The 23,126-nt window shown below is 45.3% G+C and carries 23 protein-coding genes; 20 read left to right on the forward strand and 3 right to left on the reverse strand.

Annotation, left to right across the window (positions count from 1 at the left end; translation table 11 throughout):
- Positions 1 to 42 precede the first annotated feature (42 nt).
- On the forward strand, positions 43 to 531 hold the full coding sequence (locus tag A6K76_RS03180; protein ID WP_066462021.1) for a PepSY domain-containing protein: 489 nt from the start codon (positions 43 to 45) through the stop codon (positions 529 to 531).
- 61 nt (positions 532 to 592) lie between these two features.
- Here A6K76_RS03180 and A6K76_RS16415 read toward each other — a convergent pair whose 3' ends face one another.
- Positions 593 to 1,885, reverse strand: coding sequence for an HNH endonuclease (locus A6K76_RS16415; protein ID WP_083995246.1), 1,293 nt, complete (start codon positions 1,883 to 1,885; stop codon positions 593 to 595).
- Positions 1,886 to 2,015: 130 nt separating this feature from the next.
- Between A6K76_RS16415 and A6K76_RS03190 the strand changes: the two genes are divergently transcribed.
- From A6K76_RS03190 to A6K76_RS03205, 4 genes are all read left to right on the forward strand, one after another.
- Positions 2,016 to 2,465: a hypothetical protein gene (locus A6K76_RS03190; protein ID WP_066462023.1), complete on the forward strand. Its 450-nt coding sequence runs from the start codon at positions 2,016 to 2,018 to the stop codon at positions 2,463 to 2,465.
- Positions 2,452 to 2,973 carry an excalibur calcium-binding domain-containing protein gene (locus A6K76_RS16620; protein WP_066462024.1) on the forward strand — a complete coding sequence of 174 codons (522 nt, stop codon included), beginning with the start codon at positions 2,452 to 2,454 and terminating at the stop codon, positions 2,971 to 2,973. The genes A6K76_RS03190 and A6K76_RS16620 overlap by 14 nt, the downstream gene beginning before the upstream one ends.
- A 113-nt stretch (positions 2,974 to 3,086) precedes the next feature.
- On the forward strand, positions 3,087 to 4,511 hold the full coding sequence (locus tag A6K76_RS03200; protein WP_066462026.1) for a protein adenylyltransferase SelO: 1,425 nt from the start codon (positions 3,087 to 3,089) through the stop codon (positions 4,509 to 4,511).
- Positions 4,512 to 4,588: 77 nt separating this feature from the next.
- Positions 4,589 to 5,053, forward strand: a complete 465-nt coding sequence (locus A6K76_RS03205) for a macro domain-containing protein (RefSeq protein WP_066462028.1) — start codon at positions 4,589 to 4,591, stop codon at positions 5,051 to 5,053.
- Between the two features lie 18 nt (positions 5,054 to 5,071).
- Here A6K76_RS03205 and A6K76_RS03210 read toward each other — a convergent pair whose 3' ends face one another.
- Positions 5,072 to 5,797: an SDR family NAD(P)-dependent oxidoreductase gene (locus tag A6K76_RS03210; RefSeq protein WP_425393858.1), complete on the reverse strand. Its 726-nt coding sequence runs from the start codon at positions 5,795 to 5,797 to the stop codon at positions 5,072 to 5,074.
- 93 nt (positions 5,798 to 5,890) lie between these two features.
- On the opposite strand from A6K76_RS03210, the gene A6K76_RS03215 reads away from it, so the two are divergent.
- The 8 genes from A6K76_RS03215 to A6K76_RS03240 all read left to right on the forward strand — a co-directional run bounded on the left by A6K76_RS03215 (position 5,891) and on the right by A6K76_RS03240 (position 12,245).
- Positions 5,891 to 7,333: a class I adenylate-forming enzyme family protein gene (locus tag A6K76_RS03215; RefSeq protein ID WP_066462035.1), complete on the forward strand. Its 1,443-nt coding sequence runs from the start codon at positions 5,891 to 5,893 to the stop codon at positions 7,331 to 7,333.
- Positions 7,334 to 7,368: 35 nt separating this feature from the next.
- Complete coding sequence (locus A6K76_RS16625) at positions 7,369 to 7,485, forward strand: desulfoferrodoxin (protein WP_139108636.1); 117 nt, start codon at positions 7,369 to 7,371, stop codon at positions 7,483 to 7,485.
- 10 nt (positions 7,486 to 7,495) lie between these two features.
- A complete protein-coding gene (locus A6K76_RS16430; RefSeq protein WP_083995250.1) occupies positions 7,496 to 7,639 on the forward strand; it encodes a hypothetical protein in 144 nt (47 codons plus the stop codon).
- 16 nt (positions 7,640 to 7,655) lie between these two features.
- Positions 7,656 to 9,398, forward strand: coding sequence for a CaiB/BaiF CoA-transferase family protein (locus A6K76_RS03220; protein ID WP_066462040.1), 1,743 nt, complete (start codon positions 7,656 to 7,658; stop codon positions 9,396 to 9,398).
- Positions 9,385 to 10,095, forward strand: a complete 711-nt coding sequence (locus tag A6K76_RS03225) for an enoyl-CoA hydratase/isomerase family protein (protein ID WP_066462041.1) — start codon at positions 9,385 to 9,387, stop codon at positions 10,093 to 10,095. Before A6K76_RS03220 ends, A6K76_RS03225 begins: the two co-directional genes overlap by 14 nt.
- Before the next feature lies 1 nt (position 10,096).
- The gene (locus A6K76_RS03230; protein ID WP_066462042.1) at positions 10,097 to 10,738 is read left to right on the forward strand and encodes an enoyl-CoA hydratase/isomerase family protein; all 642 of its coding nucleotides are present in this window, start codon (positions 10,097 to 10,099) and stop codon (positions 10,736 to 10,738) included.
- Between the two features lie 12 nt (positions 10,739 to 10,750).
- Entirely contained in the window at positions 10,751 to 11,707 is a 957-nt protein-coding gene (locus tag A6K76_RS03235; RefSeq protein ID WP_066462044.1) for an MBL fold metallo-hydrolase, read from the forward strand.
- Between the two features lie 64 nt (positions 11,708 to 11,771).
- Entirely contained in the window at positions 11,772 to 12,245 is a 474-nt protein-coding gene (locus A6K76_RS03240) for an S-ribosylhomocysteine lyase (protein ID WP_066462046.1), read from the forward strand.
- A gap of 251 nt (positions 12,246 to 12,496) precedes the next feature.
- Here the strand turns inward: A6K76_RS03240 and proC are convergent, their stop codons facing one another.
- A complete protein-coding gene (proC, locus tag A6K76_RS03245; RefSeq protein ID WP_066462047.1) occupies positions 12,497 to 13,297 on the reverse strand; it encodes a pyrroline-5-carboxylate reductase in 801 nt (266 codons plus the stop codon).
- A gap of 268 nt (positions 13,298 to 13,565) precedes the next feature.
- Here proC and A6K76_RS03250 point away from each other — a divergent pair, with 268 nt between their 5' ends.
- The 7 genes from A6K76_RS03250 to A6K76_RS03280 all read left to right on the forward strand — a co-directional run bounded on the left by A6K76_RS03250 (position 13,566) and on the right by A6K76_RS03280 (position 23,067).
- The gene (locus A6K76_RS03250; protein ID WP_066462050.1) at positions 13,566 to 14,537 is read left to right on the forward strand and encodes a tetratricopeptide repeat protein; all 972 of its coding nucleotides are present in this window, start codon (positions 13,566 to 13,568) and stop codon (positions 14,535 to 14,537) included.
- A 108-nt stretch (positions 14,538 to 14,645) separates the two neighbouring features.
- On the forward strand, positions 14,646 to 15,938 hold the full coding sequence (tig, locus tag A6K76_RS03255; protein ID WP_066462051.1) for a trigger factor: 1,293 nt from the start codon (positions 14,646 to 14,648) through the stop codon (positions 15,936 to 15,938).
- A gap of 410 nt (positions 15,939 to 16,348) precedes the next feature.
- Complete coding sequence (clpX, locus tag A6K76_RS03260; protein WP_066462052.1) at positions 16,349 to 17,614, forward strand: ATP-dependent protease ATP-binding subunit ClpX; 1,266 nt, start codon at positions 16,349 to 16,351, stop codon at positions 17,612 to 17,614.
- Between the two features lie 232 nt (positions 17,615 to 17,846).
- Complete coding sequence (gene lon, locus A6K76_RS03265; RefSeq protein ID WP_066462053.1) at positions 17,847 to 20,171, forward strand: endopeptidase La; 2,325 nt, start codon at positions 17,847 to 17,849, stop codon at positions 20,169 to 20,171.
- Positions 20,172 to 20,174: 3 nt separating this feature from the next.
- Complete coding sequence (yihA, locus tag A6K76_RS03270) at positions 20,175 to 20,756, forward strand: ribosome biogenesis GTP-binding protein YihA/YsxC (protein WP_066462055.1); 582 nt, start codon at positions 20,175 to 20,177, stop codon at positions 20,754 to 20,756.
- A gap of 265 nt (positions 20,757 to 21,021) precedes the next feature.
- Entirely contained in the window at positions 21,022 to 21,201 is a 180-nt protein-coding gene (locus tag A6K76_RS03275; RefSeq protein WP_066462058.1) for a YjfB family protein, read from the forward strand.
- Positions 21,202 to 21,369: 168 nt separating this feature from the next.
- Positions 21,370 to 23,067 (forward strand): hypothetical protein, encoded by a 1,698-nt coding sequence (locus A6K76_RS03280; protein ID WP_066462060.1) that lies wholly within the window; start codon positions 21,370 to 21,372, stop codon positions 23,065 to 23,067.
- Positions 23,068 to 23,126 lie beyond the last annotated feature (59 nt).

Genomic DNA, 23,126 nt, shown 5'->3' on the forward strand with positions numbered 1-23,126 from the left:
ATGATAAAGGTGTTCAAAAAACAGCAAAGGGAGATGTTACATATGAAAAAAGCATTCATGGCAATAGCGGCAGTAACAGCATTAACAGGAAGTTTAGTATTCGGGCAAGCGGATGTGGCAGAAGCGGCGAAAGCGAAGTACATCACGATAGCACAGGCGAAAAACATTGCGATCAAAGCAGTTGGTGGCAAAGTTGTAGACGTAGACTTTGAAGGCGGCAAATACGCACATTATGAAGTGGACGTACGCACAGCGAAAGAAGCAATCGAGCTTGAAGTAAACGCGGTATCAGGTAAAGCGAAAGTGACAGAGCGTAAAGCGTTAAAGCAACAAGGAAGCGTTATTTCAAAAGACAAAGCGGTACAAATTGCGAAAAACAAGCTTGGTGGTAAAGGAACGTTAGTGAAGGCAAAGCTTGATTCAGACGACGGCGTGCGCTACTACGACATCGAGCTACGTGTTGGCAAAGCAGAATATGAGTTTGAGATCAATGCAGTGTCAGGAAAAATTATGAAATACGAGCGTGACTAATTGAAATAGAGAATATCGAAAAAAGCACTTCAACGAAATTTGTTGAGGTGCTTTTTTTGCGTTAGTCGAGGATTTTGTAAAAACTTAGGAGCAGTTCTTCCGTAATTTCAATGCCGTATTGTGGGTAGCCAGCTTTGCGCGATGCAAATAAGTGCTGAATCATGTCTTTTTTTTCATGAGCTTGTGCGTAATGAATTTTACGGTGACACGTTGGACAAAGAACGGCAATATTATGTGCAAAATCAATCGTGTATTCAAAGTAATCTTGTGCCGCCATTGGAATTAAATGATGTGCTTCAACGTAAGGCTTTTTATGATGCTCCGTTAAAAAGGTAAAGTGCGCATCGCTCATTTCACATGTGTAGTTGCTGCGTTCCTTTGCTGCGAAGCTTTCGTTTTGGCTACGTCGATAAGCTTGACCGTAGTTTGAAGGTTCTTTTTCGTGACGTTTCGTCGGTGCTTTAATAAGTTGTTCTTCTTTAATGTTAGGAAGCTCTTTTGATGTTAAATAAGTAACGTTAAGCTCCGTATCAATTAAGTCTTCTACTGCCATCGCTTTTTCTGTAACGAATGCACGAAAACAGCGAATGGCACCGCTCGGGAAGCTTTTTTCTTGTTTGTTGTAGTCTTTAAATTGTGGTAGTTCGCGCAGCTGTTCGATTTGTTTTAATGCTTCAAACGTCGGTGCAAGGATAAAGTTCGGATTTTGACGTTGAGAAAAAATCGTGAGGCGCATTAAGTAACGAGCGTATGAACTTGCCTTGCCACTTTTTTTCGTTGCACGACCAGCTTGTTCTGTTAAGGAATCAGCAAATTTTTCAAAGTCATCATAAATGGCTTTGTTTTGCTCGTACGTTTGTATGTAGAGAGGATGTTTAGAATCAATTTTTTCAAATAGCATATTTTCGTGATTTCCTTTCGTCTGCTGTGCATTATAAGTTGGATCATTTTCATGAACGAATAATGGCTCAACATCATTTGAATAAGGCATAACAGGAGGGAGCATTTTTTCACGTTCTGTAACGAATGCATGGAAACAACGAATTGTGGCGCTTGGAAAATGTTTTTCTTGTTTGTTGTATTTTATGAAGTTAGGCGAATCTTGTAGCTTTTCAATTTCTGCTAATGCTTCAGCAGTTGCTTGAAGTATGAAATTTGGATTTTGTCGATGAACAAAAATCGCTAACCGTATTAAGTAACGAGCGTATGAATTTGCTTTTCCACTTTTTTTCGTTGCACGACCAGCCTGTTCTGTTAGTTTTTCAGCGAAATTTTGAAATTCCTCAAAGATTTTCTTATATTTTTCATACGTTGCAATATAGAGTGGATTTTTTGCATCAATTTTTTCAAACAATATGTAAACACCTACCTTTTTTACGTTACAGATAGTGTACTATAATGAACGAATTTAGTTCAAATGGTTTATTTGTAATTGTTTATCATTCTCCTTTTTGTTAAAATTAAACATTGAGTGGGGTGTCGTAATGTATAAAGAGATCTTTTACATCGTTCATGTATACGCTCCAATTGTAATCGGTGCACTCATTTATACGTTATTTCGAGAGGATGTATTGCTCATTTTTCGAATATATGAGCAACTGTTTTTCTCAGAATGGCTTATACATATAAGGGAATCTACAATGCATTGGGATGTATCGTCCTATGTGCGCTATACGTTACCAGATGCGTTATGGGTGTACGCATTTGCGAGCTTTTTATGTGTGAAATGGGTTGGGGAACCTACGTCTATGTGGCGGACTACATTTATTGTGTTACCATTTTTACTCGGTCCAGGAAGTGAAGTAGCACAATTTATTTTTCCAACGCTTGGGACGTTTGATGTAATTGATTTATATAGTATGGTGCTTGCGTATATTGCTGCGTATAGCGTCTCAAAATATGTACAGAAGGAGTGGTATCATGGCGAAAAATGATAAAAAGAAAAGCAGTTTAGTTGGTTGTTTAGTATTTGCGGTGTTAGCATTTGGAAGCTGTGCAGTAGCATTGCCAGAAGACGAAGAAAAAATTACACCTGTGCAATCAGAAGTGGAAACGCAAACGGAAGCAGAACGTGAGGCGGAAGAACAGCGTCAAAAAGAAGAAGTTGAGCGTCAGGCGGAGGAGCAACGTCAAGCTGATGAAGCAACACGTCAGGCGGCAGAACAGCGCCAAGCGGAAGAAGCAGAACGTCAGGCAGAGGCACAACGCCAAGCGGAAGAAGCGGAACAGCAAGCAGAGGCAGAGCGCCAAGCGGAAGAAGCGGAACGTCAAGCAGAGGCAGAGCGCCAAGCGGAAGAAGCAGAACAGCAAGCACCTGCGTTTGAATCGTATAAAAATTGTGATGCGTTACGAGCAGTGTATCCAGATGGTGTACCAGCTGGGCATGGGGCGTACGATGATAAGCATGATCGTGATGAAGACGGATGGGCATGTGAGAACTAATGTACGTGAGCTACAAAGAATTTTTTCTTTGTAGCTTTTTTCTGTTTTTACCCTCACACTCGCCACCTTTCCGAAAAACCGCTATAGTAATTGTAAGAAGGTAGGGGATTTTCATGAAATTAAAGCAAACGTATAAAGAGCTACCGAGCATTTTTTATGCTGACGTAGCGTTAAATAAAGTGGCATCACCGCATGTTGTGTTATGGAATGAGGCGTTAGCGAACGAGCTTCAATTGCCGGCGTTTTGGCGCGAGCAGGCGGATTATTTTGCAGGGAATGATATGCCAGAAGGGGCGGCACAAATTGCACAGGCGTATGCGGGACATCAGTTCGGGCACTTTACGATGCTTGGTGATGGTCGTGCGCTGTTGATCGGTGAAGTTGAGACGGAGCGTGGGCTTGTCGATGTGCAGCTAAAAGGAGCGGGGCGAACACCGTTTTCTCGTGGTGGCGATGGTCGTGCGGCACTTGGACCGATGTTAAGAGAATTCATTATAAGTGAGGCGATGCATGCGCTCGGTATTCCGACGACGCGCAGCTTAGCGGTGACGTTAACGGGCGAGCTTGTGCAGCGTGAGTCGTTATTAGAAGGAGCGGTGTTAACGCGTACAGCGAGCAGTCATTTACGTGTCGGGACATTCCAATATGCGCGTCAGCTTGCCGATTATGAGCATGTGAAAGTGCTTGCTGACTATGCAATCATGCGTCACGATGCGGATTTAGCGGAGCAACGAGACAAATACGTGCAATTTTTACAGCGCGTCATCGAAAGGCAAGCAAAGCTACTTGCACAGTGGCAATGCATCGGCTTTGTGCACGGCGTCATGAATACGGACAACATGACGATTAGCGGCGAGACGATTGATTACGGGCCGTGTGCGTTTTTAGATACGTACGATTTAGGTGCGGTGTTTAGCTCGATTGATCGACAAGGGCGCTATGCGTTTGGCAATCAACCGAAAATGGCAGGATGGAATTTAGCACGTTTAGCCGAAAGTATTTTGCCGTTGTTTGCTGACAATGAGGAGCAGGCGACTGAAGCGGCTCAAGCGGCGTTAAATGACTTCCCAGTGCTATTTAATGTGTACTGGCTAGAAGGAATGCGTGAGAAGCTTGGACTGTTTACGGCGCGTGAGGACGATCGTGAGCTTGTACAGCAGCTATTACTGGCGATGCAGCAGCATAAGGCGGATTATACAGAGACGTTTCGTGCATTAGCAGAGGGCGATTATCCAGACAATGAATTGTTTGAATCCGATGCGTTTTTCGATTGGGAAATGAAGTGGCAGCAACGTTTATTGCAGGAAGATTCGTCATACGCTGAGGCGCAGCAACTCATGCAGCGAGCAAACCCGATCGTCATTCCGCGAAATGAGCGAGTGAATGAGGCGATTCGTGCAGCGGAGGCGGGAGATTTTGCACCTGTCGAGGAATTGTTGCATGTGCTATCGACGCCGTACACGTTAGAGGAGCAATATGCACACTACGCAAAAGGTCCTGAAGATGATCGTCCGTTTGTGACATATTGTGGAACATAAAAAGTTTTTGTAAATACTGGTTGGAGTTCGAAGTCGTTTGCTTTACACTTATAGTAAATGCGTAAAGGATGATGTGTATGCCGTATGAATTTGTAAACACACCGATTGAACAGATGAGCGTGGAAGCAATTGTCAATCCGACGAATATGTTTATGCAGTTTTCAGAAGGATTAAGTGCGCGTCTTTCCGAATGTGCAGGGCCGGCGATGCAGCAGGACTGCACAAAGCTTGCGCCGCTTCACGCTGACGAAATTTTAATTACGCAAGGCTACAATTTACCTGCAAAATGGGTGCTACATGTACTCGTACCACAGTGGATTGAGCAAGGCGAGGAGGCGATTTCGCTTTGCTATGCGCGCATTTTACAAGATGCTGTGACGCAGCGCATTCATTCGCTTGCGATGCCGCTTCTATGCTGCGAGCAAGTCGGCTTCCCGAAAGAGCGCTCTCGTCAGCTCGCAACGGAAGTGATGGATGTGTTTTTACGAAAGCATCCGACGCTACACATTTATATTACGGACGAACAAACACCGAGTGCCTAGGCGCTCGGTGTTATGCGTTTAATCGTAAATCATCTTTTTCGTCATGCCACCGTCGATCGTCACGTTTTGCCCGTTCAAAAAGTTGTTCGCGCGGTCGCTTAAAAAGACGCACATGTTGGCGATGTCTTGGACGGTGCCGACGCGGTTTGAAAAGTGCTGTGCGTGGTCCGCTTCAGTTAACGCTTCATAGTCCGTCGTCTCAATCCAGCCAGGCGAAATGCAGTTGACCGTAATGTTGTACGGTGAAAACGAAGCGGCAAGTGCGTGCGTCAATGCGACGATGCCACCTTTTGATGCGGCGTATGCTTCTGTATGTGGCTCGGACATGAACGCGCGTGTTGATGCCATTGAAATAATCGCACCGCCACCATGTTCTTTCATATATTTGGCCGCTTCACGTGAGCAAAGAAAGACGCTGCGTAAATTTGTATGGATGATGTCGTCAAAATCGTCAACCGACATCGTGAGCGGGTCTTGCCATATAGCGTAGCCTGCGTTGTTCATGAGCGCGTCGATTGTACCGAACGTGTCGTGTACGTTCGCAAACAGCGCTTCAATGTCGCGTGGCTTCGTGACGTCGAGCGTGAAAAAATGCGCGTCGTAGCCGTCTTGCTGCAATGCTTTTGCGACGAGCTGTCCTGCTTCGTTTTTGTCGGTTAAAATGACGGTGTCTCCGCGCTTAGCGAACGTTTCGGCAATGCCTTTTCCAATTCCTTGTGCCGCACCAGTAATGAGGATGTTCATACGCTTCATTCCTTTTTGTGCTCAGTGTACACGATTTAACATAGGAAGAAAAGGCGACATGTTTGATATGATAATGAAAAAGGGGTGGAATGTATGAATGGTTATTTATTACTGCAAATTGCAGCGAGCATCGTGCCGACACAAACGGCGCTAATCGATGCTAAGAAACAATGGACGTACGACGAGCTACTACGTGAAGGGATGCGCGTAGCCGGTTCGTTAAAGCCGCACGTCACAATAGGGGATACGGTGGCGATCGTACTGACGAACCGCGTTGAATATTTTGCTGTATTACTCGCATGCTGGCAGTTAGGTGTGATCGCCATGCCGGTGAACACGCGTCTAAAGGAGAGCGAGCGCGACGCTTTATTAGCAGACGTCGCATGTGTCGTCACAGAGTTGCGCTACGTGGAGCAATCGTTTCGCGTGCCGGTCGTATGCGTTGAGTCGATGGAGGCACATGTATATGAAGGTGTTGACGAGTGCGAGCAAGCGTTGACATTACTGACGAGTGGAACGTCGAGTGCGCCGAAAAAAGTCGAAATATTCCATGAACAGTTTGCCGGCTATATTTTTGAGCATAATGATGCACCAGACGGCAGTGATCGCGGTGTATATTTAAACGTCGTGCCGCTGTTTCATATTAGCGGGCTGACGGCGGTGTTTCATGCGCTATATAGCGGTCGCGCCGTCGTATTGCAAGAAGGGTTTCATGCGGAGCAATTCGTCAAGGCAGTCGAGCAGCACCGCGTGACGCATACGTTCGTTGTGCCGACGATGCTGTATGACATATTGCAGCAGCAGGCGAATGTTCCATCGCTTCAGCAACTGACATACGGTGGTGCGCCGATGCCGATGCCGGTTTTAGCGCGCGCACTGCAGCAGCTGCCGCACGTCGCGTTTTCCAATGCGTACGGCTTAACGGAAACGACGGCGACAATTACTGCGCTCACTGCGGACGATCATCGCCAAACAGATGAAGTCGGTCGCAGCCGTTTACGCTCGGTCGGTCGCGCAATTGACGGCGTGCACATTCGCATTCGTCGTGATGGGCAAACGTGTGCACCGTATGAAGTCGGCGTCGTTGAAGTGCAAAGCGCGCGCATTAATCGCTACGCTGGGCACGATGCACCGACATGGTTTGTGACGCATGATGAAGGTTATGTAGACGACGAAGGCTATTTGTTTTTAACGGGACGCAGCAGTGACGTCATCGTGCGCGGCGGTGAAAATATTGCGGCGCATGAAGTCGAACAGGCGCTGCTTCATGAGCCGGGCATCGTACAAGCGGCGGTCGTCGGCGTGGAACATGAACGATGGGGCGAAGAAGTGGCAGCGATCGTTGTGACGAACGGTGCGGTGGACGCGGAGCAGTTACGTACGTCGCTAAAAACGAAGCTTGCGACATTTAAAGTGCCAACGCGTTTTATTTTTGTGGAAAAGTTACCAGTAAGTACGACAGGGAAAGTGGATAAGCGACAAATTAAACGAATATTCAACGAGCAAAAAGGGAATAGCGTACAACATGGCGAATAAAATTAAAATGCTACAAAAACATTAGGGGGTATTGGATGACACATAAAATGGGCACGAAGCTGATGTGCGAGACGTGTAAAAGTGAATTTATCGTAACGAAAGGTGGAAGCGGCAACATGACGTGCTGCGGTCAACCGCTACAAAAAAAGTGAGGTGAACAACATGAGCAATCAACTAGGAAAACGTTTTGAATGTACGGAATGTGGCGCAGAGCTACTTTGTACAAAAGCAGGAGACGGCGAAGTAACGTGCTGCGACAAGCCGATGGAGCTGAAAAAGCCAGCAGCGTTACCGACAGCCGATTAATTGAGGTGAGCAAAGGGTGAATGAATCATTAAAAGGGGTTACAGTGTTAGAGCTAACGAGAAGTGTGGCAGGTAGCTACGCAGGTGGCTTGCTTGCCGCAAACGGAGCGACCGTGCATAAAATTGTATCATTGCCGAGCGATGTGACGCCGTTTACGTGTGCGCACAAAAAACTGCACGAAAATGACGCGCTCATGTCGTTATTGTTGCAGCCGTTTCAGCTCATTATTACCGATAGTGCAATGGATTTACATACGCGCACGTTTGTCCAGCGCGCGAAGCCACATGTGCTAACGTGCCACTTAGAAATTGGCAACGCACTTGATAGTACTGAAGAAGTGTTGCAAGCGATTAACGGTTGGTCGGCATTAACGGGTGATCAAGAGGAATCAGCACTCGTTATTGGTGGGTCGCCTGCTTCGGTCGTCATCGGTGCACATATCGCATTTATTGCGACGGCGGCATTGTATAACGACATAACGGAGCGTGTAACCGTATATGCCGAGGAAGTGTTAGCGAGTGCGCTTGAAGGAGCGGCGACGCAATATATCGCACAGCGCGCAGAACGACGTCGCTACGGCAATCGTCATCAAGGGCTCATTCCGATGTTTATTACAAAAGCAAGTGACGGCTACGTATTTATCGGCGCACCGACAGAGGACAAATGGGAGCTTCTCGCAAGGTGGGCAGAAATTGATGAGCCAGCGTACGCAAGCGATGAAGGACGCGCTCGCAACGTAAAAGACGTCGAGGCACGGCTTGCACAGTGGGCGAAAACGCAAACAGTCGATGAGCTCGTCGTCGTCGGGCAAGCGTTTCGACTGCCTTTTGCGAAAGTGCAAACGCCACAGCAGCTACGCGAATGTCCACAACTGCAGCACCGCGGCTATTTTAAGCGCCGCATTCCGTGGAAGGAAACAGTGCTTGCCGAAGCTGCTCCGACGCATAAGCCGCTTGCCAATTTACGCATTCTCGATTTAACGTCGATGTGGGCAGGGCCGTATTGCAGTCGTTTATTCGCCGATCTTGGGGCAGAGGTGATTAAAATTGAAGCACCGACGCGACCAGACGGCATTCGAAAAGGGCAAAATGCTGCTGCGCCGTTTTTCCAAGAGCTGAACCGCAACAAGCGCGCCATTACGCTCAACTTGCAGCAACAAGAAGACCGCGTGCAGTTTGAGTTACTCGTGCAAAATGCGGACGTGCTCATTGAAAACTTTAGCCCGCGCGTCATGGAAAACTTCGGCTATACGCCAGAAGCGCTGCATCGTTTAAACGAGCGACTGCACATTACGTCGCTATCGGCATTTGGGCAAACGGGTCATTACCGCGACTATATCGGTTACGGTCCGACGCTTGAGAGCTTCGGTGGCATCGCATCGGTGACGGGCTACGGCGAAACACCGTGGTTACCAGGGTTTTCGGTTAGTGATTTCGGTGCGGGTATTCACGGTGCAGCGGCGACGATGTTTGCATTGTACGGACAAAAGACGCACGGTGCAGTAAAGCGCATTGACGTATCGCAATATGAGGTCGCAGTCAACTTGCTTGCGAATGCGCTGTATGAAAAAGTGAATAAACAGCGCTCGCTATCGGCATCGTCATTAAAAACGGTGTGCAGCCGCCTCGTCGAAAGTCAAAAAATACATGGCGCATTTTTTTATACGTGTGCAAGCTTGCCGACGACGATTACGCCAGCGCCTGCCATTGGTGAACACGATGCGCATTATAAAGGATGTGAAAAGCATGCTACTGATTGATGGGAAACTCGCGACAGTAACGATTCCAGAGGCGGTTATGACGACGGAGCTTGCAGCGAGATTGCGAGACGTCGCCGAGCAGTTGATGTATGAAACGAGCGTATATGTTGTGCTCGTGCAAACGACACCACCTCATTTTTTACACGAACTTGTCGAATCGGACGTGACGGGTCATTATAGTGTATCCAATCAAGTGACGATGATGCTTGCGGCGTGGTCGCGTATTCCGCAGCCAATTATTGCGGTCATTCGCGGACGCTGTGCAAACGTCGGTTTAAGTTTTGCGTCGCTTGCGGATTTTCGCTTCGGCACAGACGAGACGGTGTTTGCGCACGATCGAATGCCGCTTGGTGGCGTATCTCGTCGCTTTAGCCAGCTCGTCGGGAAAGGTCCAGCGATGCACGTATTACTCGGTGGGCATGTGATGGACGCAAACGAAGCGACAATGCGAGGCTTTTTACATGTGGAAAATGATGCAGCTGCTGCGGCGATGGAGCTAGCACAGCGTTTATGCAAGCAGTCGCCTGTTGCGATGAACTACACGAAAGAAAGCATGCTGCGCGGCAGTGATTTGACGTTCCAACAAGCATTGCTTCAGGAGCTTGATTTATACATGCTCGTGCAAACGTCCGATGATCGGCTAGAAGGGGTGGACGCGTATTTAAAAAAGCGCACGCCGCAGTTTACAGGTGAGTAACATGGGTATTAATTTAACACGAGCAGATGACATTTTATACGTGCAGCTTGACCGCATCGAAGCGCTTAACGCGATTGATGCACCGATGCGTGATGCGCTATATGAGGCATTTTGCAACGTGCAAGACGATCCGAGCATTGAAGCGATTATTTTACACGGTGCAGGCAAAGGCTTTTGTGCAGGAGCTGATTTAGCGGAATTTGGCGAGGCAAACACTGTGCTACAGAAGCGGCGCATTCGGTTGCAGCATGATGTTTGGGAAGTGATTCGTACGTGCAATAAGCTAACAATCGCGGCGATGCACGGCTTTGCGGTCGGCTCGGGCATTGAGCTAGCGATGCTTTGTGATATGCGCATTGCTGCGGAGAAGACGATATTTGCGTTACCGGAAGCGGCAATTGGCATGATGCCAGCAGCAGGTGGGACACAAAGTTTACCTCGCGTAACGAACTTATCGCGTGCTGTGGACATTGCGTTAACCGGGCGCAAGTTTTCGGTAAACGAGGCGTGGCAGTACGGCATTATCGAACACATTGTGCCACAAGATGAGCTGCTAGACGCTGCAACAGCTTATGCAAAGACGATTATACAAAAACCGTATTGGCGCACGGTGCAGCAGCACATTCGTACGAGCGCGGACTAAGGAGGAACAGCGATGCAAGCAATCGATGCAATTACAGCGAACATTACACGCGTACAGTTACCGTTACCGTACGATTTAATGTCGATGAACAGCTATATTTTTGAAGGGAAAAACGGTATTACGATCGTCGATACAGGTGACAGCATGCCAGAAGCGAAGGAAGTATGGCAGCGCGCAATCGGCAATCGTCGCGTCGAGCGCATCGTCATTACGCACGGGCATACCGATCATTTAGGTTGTGCGAACTGGCTGCGTGAGTTGTACGACGCACCGGTATATATGCACGAAAAAACGGTGCATCGCGTTGAGCGTTTAAAGGCAGGGCTTGCAGCAGGTCGCTACGTCAATCCGACCGACGAAGTGTTTGCGCTATACGGCGTGCATGTGGAGCTGCCGAATATTGAAGTGACGATTGATTATCGTAATTATGTCGTCGAGCCAGATGTTGTGTTCAATGAGCATACGGGCATTATGCTTGGCGATGTGCATTACGACGTGCTGTTTACACCTGGGCATTCCGAGGATCACGTATGCTTTTACAATGAAGCGGAGCAAGTGCTCGTTGTAGGCGATCATTTACTTGAAGTGCTCAATCCGGTCATTTTACCGACGCTGCAATTTTTAAATCCAATCGAGCCGTATTTGTCTTCGTTTGACATGATTGAACAGTTAAATGTACGCCATGTGCTAACGGGGCATTTAGCGCTCGTGTCGGATTTAAAGCCGCGTATTCAACGACTGCGTACGCATTACCATAAGCGCATTTTACAAACATTTGATGCGGTAAAAAACGGCAACACGACGCTTCATGACGTCACAGCGTTCGTCTATGCGGGCAAGGAAGGGCGACTTGGACACTCGATGTATGCACAAACGGTCGCAATGCTGCATTATTTAGCTGCAATCGACAAAATTTCAATTCACGGTGAAACGCCGAACCGAACATTTGCTTTACCTTCTTTCGAGTAACGGTATATACTAGTTAGAAAACATAGAAAAAACACTGTTTTCAGTTAACTTGGAGGTTTACACGATGACGAAAGATAAAACAAATGTAGAAAGCTTTGATTTAGACCATACAAAAGTAGCAGCACCGTACGTACGTTTAGCCGGTGTAAAAGTTGGGCAACACGGTGATGAAGTACGCAAATACGACATTCGCTTAAAGCAGCCAAACATCGAGCATATGGAAATGCCAGCGCTTCATTCATTAGAGCATTTAATGGCAGACCGCATTCGCAACCATACAGACCAAGTAGTCGATTTATCGCCAATGGGCTGTCAAACAGGCTTTTATTTATCGATGATCAACCACGACAATTACGACGAAGTGCTCGACATTTTAGCAAAAACAGCGCAAGACGTACTTGATGCAACGGCAGTACCTGCATGTAACGAAGTGCAATGCGGCTGGGCGGCAAGTCATAGCTTACAAGGTGCACAAGCGTTAGCGAAAGAATTTTTAGATAAAAAAGACGAATGGCGTCAAGTGTTTAAAGCGGAGTAACAATAAGAAGGGCAGTGCTAAAGAAAAATGACTTTAGCGCTGCCCTTTTTGCGTGGATCGACATGCAGATGCGATTTGTGATGAAAATATTTGTGTAGGCAGACAAATGTTGCTCGTAACGAGAGGCGGACTCCAGCGGGAATAGCTCGCGTCGAAAGACCCCGCAGATACGAGGTACGAGTATCGAGGAGGCATGAGCCGAGCCTGCGGAAATCCTGCCTTGAACGTGAAGAGCAACATGAAATAAGTCGTTACTTCAACGCTGCATCCTTCTTCATCACCGCACGAATCGCCTCATGAATCGTATGCTCAAAATGCTGATCTTGAAGCGTCATGACCCCTTCAATCGTCGTGCCACCTGGTGAGCAAACTTGGTCAACTAAGTCGTACGGGTGCTGCTCGCCAATCGACTCAAGCACCATTTTTGCACTGCCGAGCACCGAGCTTGCGGCAATTTCTAGCGCTACTTTTTTCGGCAAGCCGTCACGCACACCGGCACGCGCTAACGCATCGATGTACATGTACGTAAACGCGGGTGACGAGCAACCTGTCGCTGTGAAAATGGCAAACTGTTCTTCAGGTAACTCGACGATCGAGCCGACTGTTGAAAACAATGTGCGCACGAGCTGTTTTTGTGCATCTGTTGCGCGGGCTGGAGCAGAAAAGCAGCTCGTTGATGCACCGACCATTGCGTTAATGTTTGGCATGACGCGAATGACCGTGTTGTTCGGTAAAAACTGTGCATAAAACGATAGCGGTTTGCCAGCTGCGATTGAAATGATGAGCTGCTGCTCGCGTATAAGCGGTGCCATCGTTTGTAGTACACTTTCTAGCATGTTCGGCTTCACGGCCAAAATGATGACGTCAGAAGCGGCGACGAGTTGCTCGGTCGTATCGCACGCTGAAATGCCGTACGTGCTCGCGAGCTTTACTGTTTTGTCGCTTGAACGATTTAGCCCAAAAATCGTGTCGGGTGGAAACACGCTCGATTGGCACATCCCTTTAATAATTGCCGAAGCCATATTGCCAAGTCCGATAAAGCCGTAGTTCATAATGAAAACTCCTTTAAGTAGATTGCATTTTTTTAGTATAGCGAGTTGCGACGATGCGAAACAAGCAATACGCTTCTTACTTAACTTCGTATTTGACTGGCTCATCACCATGTTCGCAGAAAGCTTGCTTCGACATGAACAACAACCTACGTTATCGTGAAAAATCGTTTAACGCCTACTTATTTCAATTGAAGTGAAGTATTCTTACTTAAGTTTTGATAAAAGAAACAGCTTAATGCATAATTAGAGCGAAAAGTAGGTGAAAAACATGAAACGAAAAGAGCCGTTACGAAAAAAGGGCAACATGATTGTGTTCCCGGGCGTTATCGAGCGCACGTTAGAAATAGCACATGAGCATGCGGAATATTATCGTTATGACGAGGCGGTTCAAGATTTTGAAAAAGCATTCGATTTAGTTGAGCCGCCGACACGCTCATTGCTTGCGTATGCGTATTGCTTATATGAGGTGCGACGATTTGCCGATGCGCGTGACGTATGCGAGCGCGTGCTGACGCATCCGAACATTCCGATGATTGAAGTGATGGAGCTCTATTTAACAGTATGTATCGAGTTGAAGGAATATGCACACGTACAAACGCTTGCGAGCAATTTACTACAGCAGTCGTTAACGGACGAGCAGCGCGAAAAAATTGAGCGCGTGAAGCTGCTAAACGAAAAAATTATGGACCGTTTAGAAGGGCAGCAAACAGTGCAGGACCGGCTCGATACGTTTTTAACGTCGCCGATTCATGAGCAAGATCAATTTGTGAGCGCCTTGTTTCAGCAAAACATTCGCCCGTACAAAGAGACGCTCATTCGTTACGCTGAAAATGCGTCGGTGCATCCACTCATTCGCGCAACGTTGCTCACCGTTTTTTGCGAGCAGCAAATCGATTGCGTCATTCATTATCCAATCGACGAGCGAACGATTGATATTAACCCGACCGAGCTAGTCGGCAGCCCGTTTGATATGCCGCAATATAAGGCGTTAATTTCGCTTGCGCATCAGCACCTCGATGCCGATCCATCAAAGCTTGAGCTTGTTGAGGACGTCATTAAACGCCACGCTTTATACGTTTATCCACTTGATTGGGAAACATTTTGCGGCTATACGACGGATGAAATGTTTGCCGGTTACGTGCAGTATATGGAGCTGTTATTTGGACAGCGCGACGACATGGATGCGGACATAATGAGCTGCATTCAACAGATGGAACTGAATATGAATGTTGAGATGTAAGGAAATTTGTTGAAAGTCTAAGCATCTGTGTTATACTAAAGTGGTTGTCAAATCTTAATAATTAAGTAAGTTGTCTAACAAGGAAATTTATTTTTGGAGGGTATATACATGTCTGTAAAATTCGAAAAGCAAGAAGCAAACACTGGTCTTTTAACTGTAGAAGTACCAGCAGAAGCAGTAAACAAAGCATTAGATGCAGCATTCAAAAAAGTAGTAGTAAAAATTAACGAGCCTGGTTTCCGTAAAGGTAAAATGCCTCGCGCGTTATTCGACAAAAAATACGGCGTAGCATACTTAGCAGAAGATGCATTAGATTTAATCGTGCCTGAATTCTACTCTAAAGCAGTAGATCAAGCGGACATCTTCCCAGTAGCACAACCTGAGATCGATTTCGATTTCGAGTCTTTACAAAAAGACACTGCTTTCACATTCACTGCGAAAGTAACATTAAAGCCAGAAGTTGAGCTTGGCGAATACAAAGGCTTAGAAGTAACAAAACAAGACGCTACAGTAACTGACGAAGAAATTGAAGCGCAAATTCAAGATCAATTAGCGAAAAAAGCTGAATTAGAAGTTAAAGAAGAAGGCGCTGTTGTTGAAGGCGACACTGCTGTAATTGATTTCGAAGGTTTCGTAGGTGAAGAAGCGTTCGAAGGCGGTAAAGGTGAAGACTACGCATTAGAAATCGGTTCTGGTTCATTCATTCCAGGTTTCGAAGAGCAATTAGTAGGCGCTGCAACTGGCGAAACAAAAGACGTTTTAGTTACGTTCCCAGAAGAGTACCACGCTCCAGAATTAGCTGGTAAAGAAGCGAAATTCGTAGTAACAGTAAAAGAAATTAAAACAAAAGTATTACCAGAATTAAACGACGAGTTCGCAAAAGAAATCGACGCTGAAGTTGACGGTTTAGACGCATTACGCGCTAAATTAAAAGCTTTAGCTGCAGATCAAAAAGAATTCGAAGCAGATGCTCAATTACGCGCTGACTTAGTAGCTAAAGCTGCTGAAAACGCTAAAGTTGAAATTCCAGCTGCTATGATCGAAACAGAAATCGAGCAAATGAAACGTGAATTCGAACAACGTTTATCTCAACAAGGTTTAAACCTTGAGTTATTCTACCAATTCACTGGTCAAAACGCTGAAGCTTTAGAAGAGCAAATGAAGCCAGAAGCTGAGCAACGCGTTGTTGAAAACTTAGTAGTTGAAGCAATCGCTAAAGCAGAAGCAATCGAAGTTACTGAAGAAGACATCAACAAAGAAGTGTCTACTTTAGAGCAACAATCCGGTATGTCTGCTGACCAAATCGTAACTGTTTTAGGTGGTACTGACGCAATTAAGCAACAATTAGTACCTCAAAAAACAGTTCAATTCTTAGTAGATAACGCAAAAATCTCTGAGTAATTGATTCGAAATTAATAGCATTTTTACGACAAGGTACGAGAAATCGTGCCTTGTTTTATACATATTTTTTGTTGTTTATCATCATGTCTGTCGCTTTGCGCGATGAAACGATTTGGCTGAATGAACAGCAAATAGCACTATATTTTATACAGCTTACTGTAAAGATTTAATGAATTTAAATACATATACGAAACAATACGTGCCATTTAGGTAGAACAATGATAAAATTAATACTTACTATACATATAAGCAACATTTTTAGAATGTGTGTGAATTACATATAATCTATGCAATTCAAGTCAAACGAAGTTTATGATGCAACTAGACGGTGAATAAGAAGGAAGCAATCAATATATTTGATAAAGTACACTAAATCTTGTAAGATAGTTGCTTGAATAGGGGTGACCAAATTGTTTAAATTTAATGATGAAAAAGGCAATTTAAAATGTTCATTCTGTGGAAAACCACAGGAGCAGGTGCGTAAATTAGTAGCAGGACCTGGCGTGTACATTTGTGATGAATGTATCGAATTATGTTCTGAAATTGTCGTAGAAGAATTAGGTGTAGAGGAAGCTGTTGAGTTAAAAGAAATTCCAAAGCCTAAAGAGATTTTAAACATTTTAGATGAGTATGTAATCGGTCAAGAGCGCGCGAAAAAAGCGTTATCTGTAGCTGTATACAACCACTACAAACGTATTAACTCAAACTCAAAAATCGATGATGTCGAATTATCGAAATCAAACATCGTCTTAATCGGGCCAACTGGTTCTGGTAAAACGTTACTTGCACAAACGCTTGCACGCATTTTAAACGTGCCATTCGCAATTGCAGATGCAACGTCATTAACAGAAGCTGGTTACGTTGGTGAGGACGTTGAAAACATCTTATTAAAATTAATCCAAGCAGCGGATTATGATATCGAGCGCGCGGAAAAAGGCATCATTTACATCGACGAGATCGACAAAGTTGCACGTAAATCAGAAAACCCTTCCATTACACGCGACGTATCAGGCGAAGGTGTACAACAAGCGTTACTGAAAATTTTAGAAGGAACAGTGGCGAGCGTACCTCCTCAAGGCGGACGCAAACATCCACATCAAGAGTTCCTACAAATCGATACGACAAACATTTTATTCATCGTTGGTGGAGCGTTTGACGGCATCGAGCAAATTATTAAACGCCGCCAAGGTCAAAAGGTAATTGGCTTCGGTACGAACAATCAGAAGCAAGAAGATAACGATTCGTACTTAGCGAAGTTAATTCCAGAAGATTTATTAAAATTCGGCTTAATTCCGGAGTTTATTGGTCGTTTACCGGTGCTAGCGTCACTAGAGCAATTAGACGTTGATGCATTAGTTCAAATTTTAACGGAGCCAAAAAATGCACTAGCGAAGCAATATCAAAAAATGCTAGAGCTTGATAACGTCGAGTTAGAATTTGAAGATGAGGCACTTGTAGCGATTGCAAAAGAAGCAATCGAGCGTAAAACAGGTGCACGTGGCTTACGTTCAATTATCGAAGCGACAATGCTTGATATGATGTTTGAATTACCGTCTCGTACAGATATTCAAAAATGTATCATTACAGCGGAAACAATTACAGAAAAAGCGACACCGAAATTAGTGTTAGCAGATGGTACAGTGCTTGATCAAACAGGTGACAAAACTTCGGCATAATAGACCATAAATGATGAAGCTGACTTTGGCCTTTGTGCATATGGTGCACATTGTGCGAAGTCAGCTTTCTTTTTGTCTCTTTATAAACGTCATGCGAGTGCTAGAAGATGTTGAAATGCGAAGCGCGTGTTACACTACGTTTGTACGCCAACTATGCATGGCGAAAGTCACGCATATTTATGACTTTTTATAAAAAACAATGCAGCAAAATTTAACGGAGGTGTGAGCCTGCATGAAAGAAATTAAAAATACAACAAATATCCCTTTATTACCTTTACGTGGGTTACTCGTTTACCCGACAATGGTTTTACATATCGATGTTGGGCGTGAACGCTCTGTAGCGGCATTAGAACATACGATGAACAATGATCGTATCATTTTTTTAACGACACAAAAGGAACTGCGTACGGAGCAGCCGAAAGAGCATGACATTTACACAATCGGTACAGTGGCGTTTGTAAAGCAAATGTTAAAGCTGCCAAATGGGACGCTGCGTATTTTAGTAGAAGGCATTGCACGTGGGAAAATGCTTGCATATCGTGAAGAGGAAAAATTTGCAGTAGCTGACATTGATGTATTGCATGATAGCTTACAAAAAGATACCGAAACAGAGGCGCTTATGCGTGCGACGATGACGTATTTTGAAAAATATGCAAAGTCTTCTAACAAAGTAGCGACAGAAGTGATGGAAACAGTAGGTGCAATCGAGGAGCCAGGCAAATTTGCTGACACAATCGCATCGCATTTACCGCTAAAAATTCACGAAAAGCAAGAAGTGTTAGAGACGATTAGCGTGAAAAAACGTTTAGACGACTTAATGATTCGCTTACATGATGAGCAAGAAGTGTTAAATTTAGAGCGCAAAATTAGCACAAAAGTAAAGCAAGCGATGGAGCGCACGCAAAAGGAATACTATTTACGTGAGCAAATGAAAGTCATTCAAAAAGAGCTTGGCGACCGCGACGGTAAAACAGGCGAAGTGTCTGATTTAATGAAGCGCATTGAGGAATCGGGCATGCCGGAATCAACGAAGGCAGTTGCGTTGAAGGAGCTTGACCGTTACGAAAAGCTACCGACAGCAAGTGCGGAGTCGGGCGTTATTCGCAATTACGTCGAATGGCTTGTCAACATTCCGTGGACGAACGAAACGACAGACCGTTTAGACATTAAGCATGCAGAGGAAATTTTAAATCGCGACCATGATGGGCTTGAAAAAGTAAAAGAGCGTATTTTAGAGTATTTATCTGTGCGTCAATTAATGAACTCACTACGCGGACCAATCATTTGTTTAGCGGGACCTCCAGGGGTTGGTAAAACGAGCTTAGCGCGTTCTGTTGCCGAAAGCTTAGGGCGTGAGTTTGTGCGCATTTCGCTCGGTGGTGTGCGCGATGAGTCGGAAATTCGCGGTCACCGTCGTACGTATGTTGGGGCAATGCCAGGACGCATCGTACAAGGGATGAAAAAAGCAGGCACAATTAATCCAGTGTTTTTACTTGATGAAATCGATAAAATGTCAAACGACTTCCGTGGCGACCCATCAGCAGCAATGCTTGAAGTGTTAGACCCGGAGCAAAACAACACGTTTAGCGATCATTACATTGAGGAGCCGTACGATTTATCGAAAGTGCTATTCATCGCAACGGCCAATGATTTAAGCACGATTCCAGGACCGCTGCGTGACCGTATGGAAATTATTACGATTTCTGGTTATACGGAAGTGGAGAAGATGGACATTGCGCGCCATCATTTAATTCCGAAGCAAATGAAGGAGCACGGCTTAAAGAAAACGCAAATTACGTTTAAAGACGAAGCGGTGCAAGACATTATTCGTTACTATACGCGTGAAGCAGGCGTGCGTAATTTAGAGCGCCAAATGGCAACGATTTGTCGTAAGGCGGCGAAAATTATCGTCTCGGGTGACAAAAAGCGCGTCACAATCAATTCAAAAGTAGTCGTGGAGTTGTTAGGAAAACATCGCTTCCGCCACGGACAAGCAGAAACAGAAAACCAAGTCGGTGTCGCAACAGGGCTTGCTTACACAACAGTAGGCGGCGATACGTTGCAAATTGAAGTTTCGATTACGCCAGGGAAAGGCAAGCTTCAATTAACAGGTAAGCTTGGCGACGTTATGAAGGAATCGGCATCGATTGCGTTAACATACGTCCGTTCATTACAGGAAAAATTACAGTTAGCAGCAGATTATTTCGACAAGCATGACATTCATATTCACGTACCAGAGGGCGCTGTGCCAAAGGACGGTCCATCTGCAGGTATTACGATGACGACTGCCATTGTGTCAGCCATTTCAGGTAAAGCAATTCGTCGTGAAGTAGGTATGACTGGTGAAATTACGCTGCGTGGTCGCGTATTGCCAATCGGTGGCTTAAAGGAGAAATCATTAAGCGCACACCGAGCAGGCTTAACGACAATTATTATTCCAAAAGATAACGAACGAGACATTGATGACATTCCAGAAAGCGTACGTCATGAGCTTACATTTAAATTAGTATCTACAGCAGAAGAAGTACTTTCGGCTGCGTTAGATGGAGGGTTTTAAACAATGAAAGTGCATAACGTAGAAATGGTCATTAGTGCTGTACGCCCAGACCAATACCCAGAAGATGGCTACCCAGAGTTCGCCTTAGCCGGTCGCTCAAACGTAGGGAAATCTTCATTCATTAACCGCATGATTGGACGTAAAGCGCTAGCGCGTATTTCGTCAAAGCCAGGGAAAACACAAACGCTAAACTTCTACAAAATTGAAGAGCAGCTGTTTTTCGTCGACGTACCTGGTTACGGTTATGCAAAAGTATCAAAGCGCGAGCGTGAAGCGTGGGGCAAAATGATTGAGCGCTACTTCACAGGTCGCGAGCCGTTAAAAGCGGTCGTGCAAATTATCGACATTCGTCACGAACCATCAAACGACGACTGCATGATGTATGACTTTTTAAAGCATTACAACATTCCGGTCATCATCATCGCGACGAAGGCAGATAAAATTCCTAAAGGTAAATGGGATAAGCATAAAAGCATCATTAAAAAAGTGTTAGAAATGGATGCGAATGATCCGATTATCGTCTTCTCATCAGAAAAAGGGTTAGGCTATGACGAAGCATGGGCGGAAATTGAAAAGCGCATGTAAGCAAAGCGTGAAGGTGTGTACCAAGTTTAACTTGGGCACACCTTTTTTACGTCGTGATAGATGACACGGCGCTCCGACGATTTGTGTGCGCCATCGCGTTGAGCTTCTGTTAAGTCGCGCTATGCGATTGCTTACGAACGAGCTGTAGCTAAATAGTCGCGCTCTGTACCGTAATATGGCAATAAACAAGGTTTATCGCTTGAAATCAAAAAAGCACTAGAGTTTTTGCGAACGCTTCCGATACATATACTATGGAGGTGTAGTTATGGATATCGCAGCATTATCAACACAATTAGCGCAAGTCAACATGATGCAGCAAGTGTCATTAGCTGTTACAAGTATGGCGATGGATGCACAAACAGAAATGACGGAGCAGCTTGTACAATCATTTGAAGCGAGCGCGCCACATCCAACATTAGGTCAATCAATTGACATTTCCGTTTAACGTGATGAACGATGAGACGTGTCTGTATAGGCACATCTACATAAATGAGCATAACAAGTTGATCACTGCAATTTTGGATTAAGAAAAGATGTTGCTCGACGTAAAGAGCGCCAAAAGCTTATAGTGAAAAACGAATAAAACGCAATAGTAGAAGTAGGAGGAATTCAAGTGAAAGCAAATTATGTTTATGGCTTGTTGCTTGCACTCCTTTGCTTTTTTGCATTTCCAGTGCAGCCAGCGTCAGCCGCAACGGTGCAAGGTGAGTTTGTTGAAGCCGTGTACCGCGATACAATGGACGAAAAAGGAAATGTAACAGGGCAGGAGTTGAACCAAGTAACATTGCGCGCAAGTGACGGGAGTGAACGTACGTACTTCCTCAATTCACTTGCTAGTCTGTATATTAACAATACAGCAACGACGATTACCGGCTTTAAGCCAGGCATGATGGTAACGGCGAACGTAACGCTGCGCCGCATTACAGATATGCGCGGTGTGTCGGAGGATACGTCGAATGAAGATGCACAGTTCGGTGAAGCAAATACGAGTACGAGCGGTCAAATTAATGCGAACTCGCGCTCAGTAACAGGTATTGTAACGGAAATCGATCCGTACGGCATGTTCATTTCGGTGAAGCCAGATAGCGGTCGTGAGCGTCAATACTATGTAAACAACAATACAGAGTACTTTAAAAACAGCAACCAAGCGACACTTGCCTCGATGTTTATCGGTGATCGAGTGCAGCTTCGTTTCTCATCAGCCTCATCTTCCACAGCTACACGCGTGACGATGAGCGACGTAGGGACGAGAGTGTCAGGTATTTATAAGGCACGTTTGCATTTATTTTCAGGCACGACAAATCGCTTAACGGTGCGCAATGAGGAGCAATTTAAAAACTGGGACTTCCAGCAAAACCGCGACACGCGATTAAAAGCATATAAAACGACGAGTAAAACATCGTACTACGTTGGTGGTATGCAAATTTCGCGTAGCCAGCTAAGCAATTACCGTGGCAGTGAAGTGTATTACGTGACGACAAATACGTTCGGTCAAGAAGTAGTCGAAAAAGTAATCGTTCTGAGCATGCGCGAACGTTCGTATGAAGGGCTTATTACGAGCGTTGATCCGACGAACAACTACATGCGTTTAGATACGTTAAATTTCCTATACTACCACGGCGGCACGATTTTCGTACGCAACGGTCGTTTAATTGAAGAAACGAGCCTTGTCGGTCAAGGAAAAGCGTTTGCGATTACACAGCCACAAGGAAATACAGAAGTAGCAAACATGATTTACACGACGTCAAACGGCTTTACGTCAGCGAACTTAGCTGACCATGAGCTATATTTCGGCGCATTGGACTGGGTGGACGGCTACAACGTCGAGCTAACAGATGCGATGAAGCTGACGAACAACTATTGGCAAGAAACTGAGGAAGACTTAGTTGAGCTACAGTACACAAATACGACAGCAGCATATGAATACATTAACAACACGTTATTATCACTTGATGCAGAAACAGAGCTTGGCTTATACACTGAGCCAACGTACGGTTACTTCTACGTAGAAGATGGCATGATTGATACGATTTATTTCATCGATCCAGTTGAGCGCAATAGTGAAACGATCATGACAGCGATTGTCGATACGGTAAATACAGTACAGCCAGCAACATTTACAGTACATTCAGCAAACGAATGGCTAGATGGCGGCTGGAGTAGTGTAAACGCATCAGCAAACTTCGAATTAGAAAAATCAATCATTATTAAAGATGGTAAGCGCATTGAAATGGAACAGCTTGCACCAGGTGACCATATTTACGTGTTACTTAACGCAAATAGTGAGCCACACTTCATACTAATTAATTAACGAGCAAAGGAGTAGCCACTGAGCGCTTACTCCTTTTGCCTTGTAGAAAGGGGCACAAC

Origin of the sequence: Caryophanon latum (genome assembly GCF_001700325.1) — a bacterium.
GTDB classification, from domain to species: domain Bacteria; phylum Bacillota; class Bacilli; order Bacillales_A; family Planococcaceae; genus Caryophanon; species Caryophanon latum.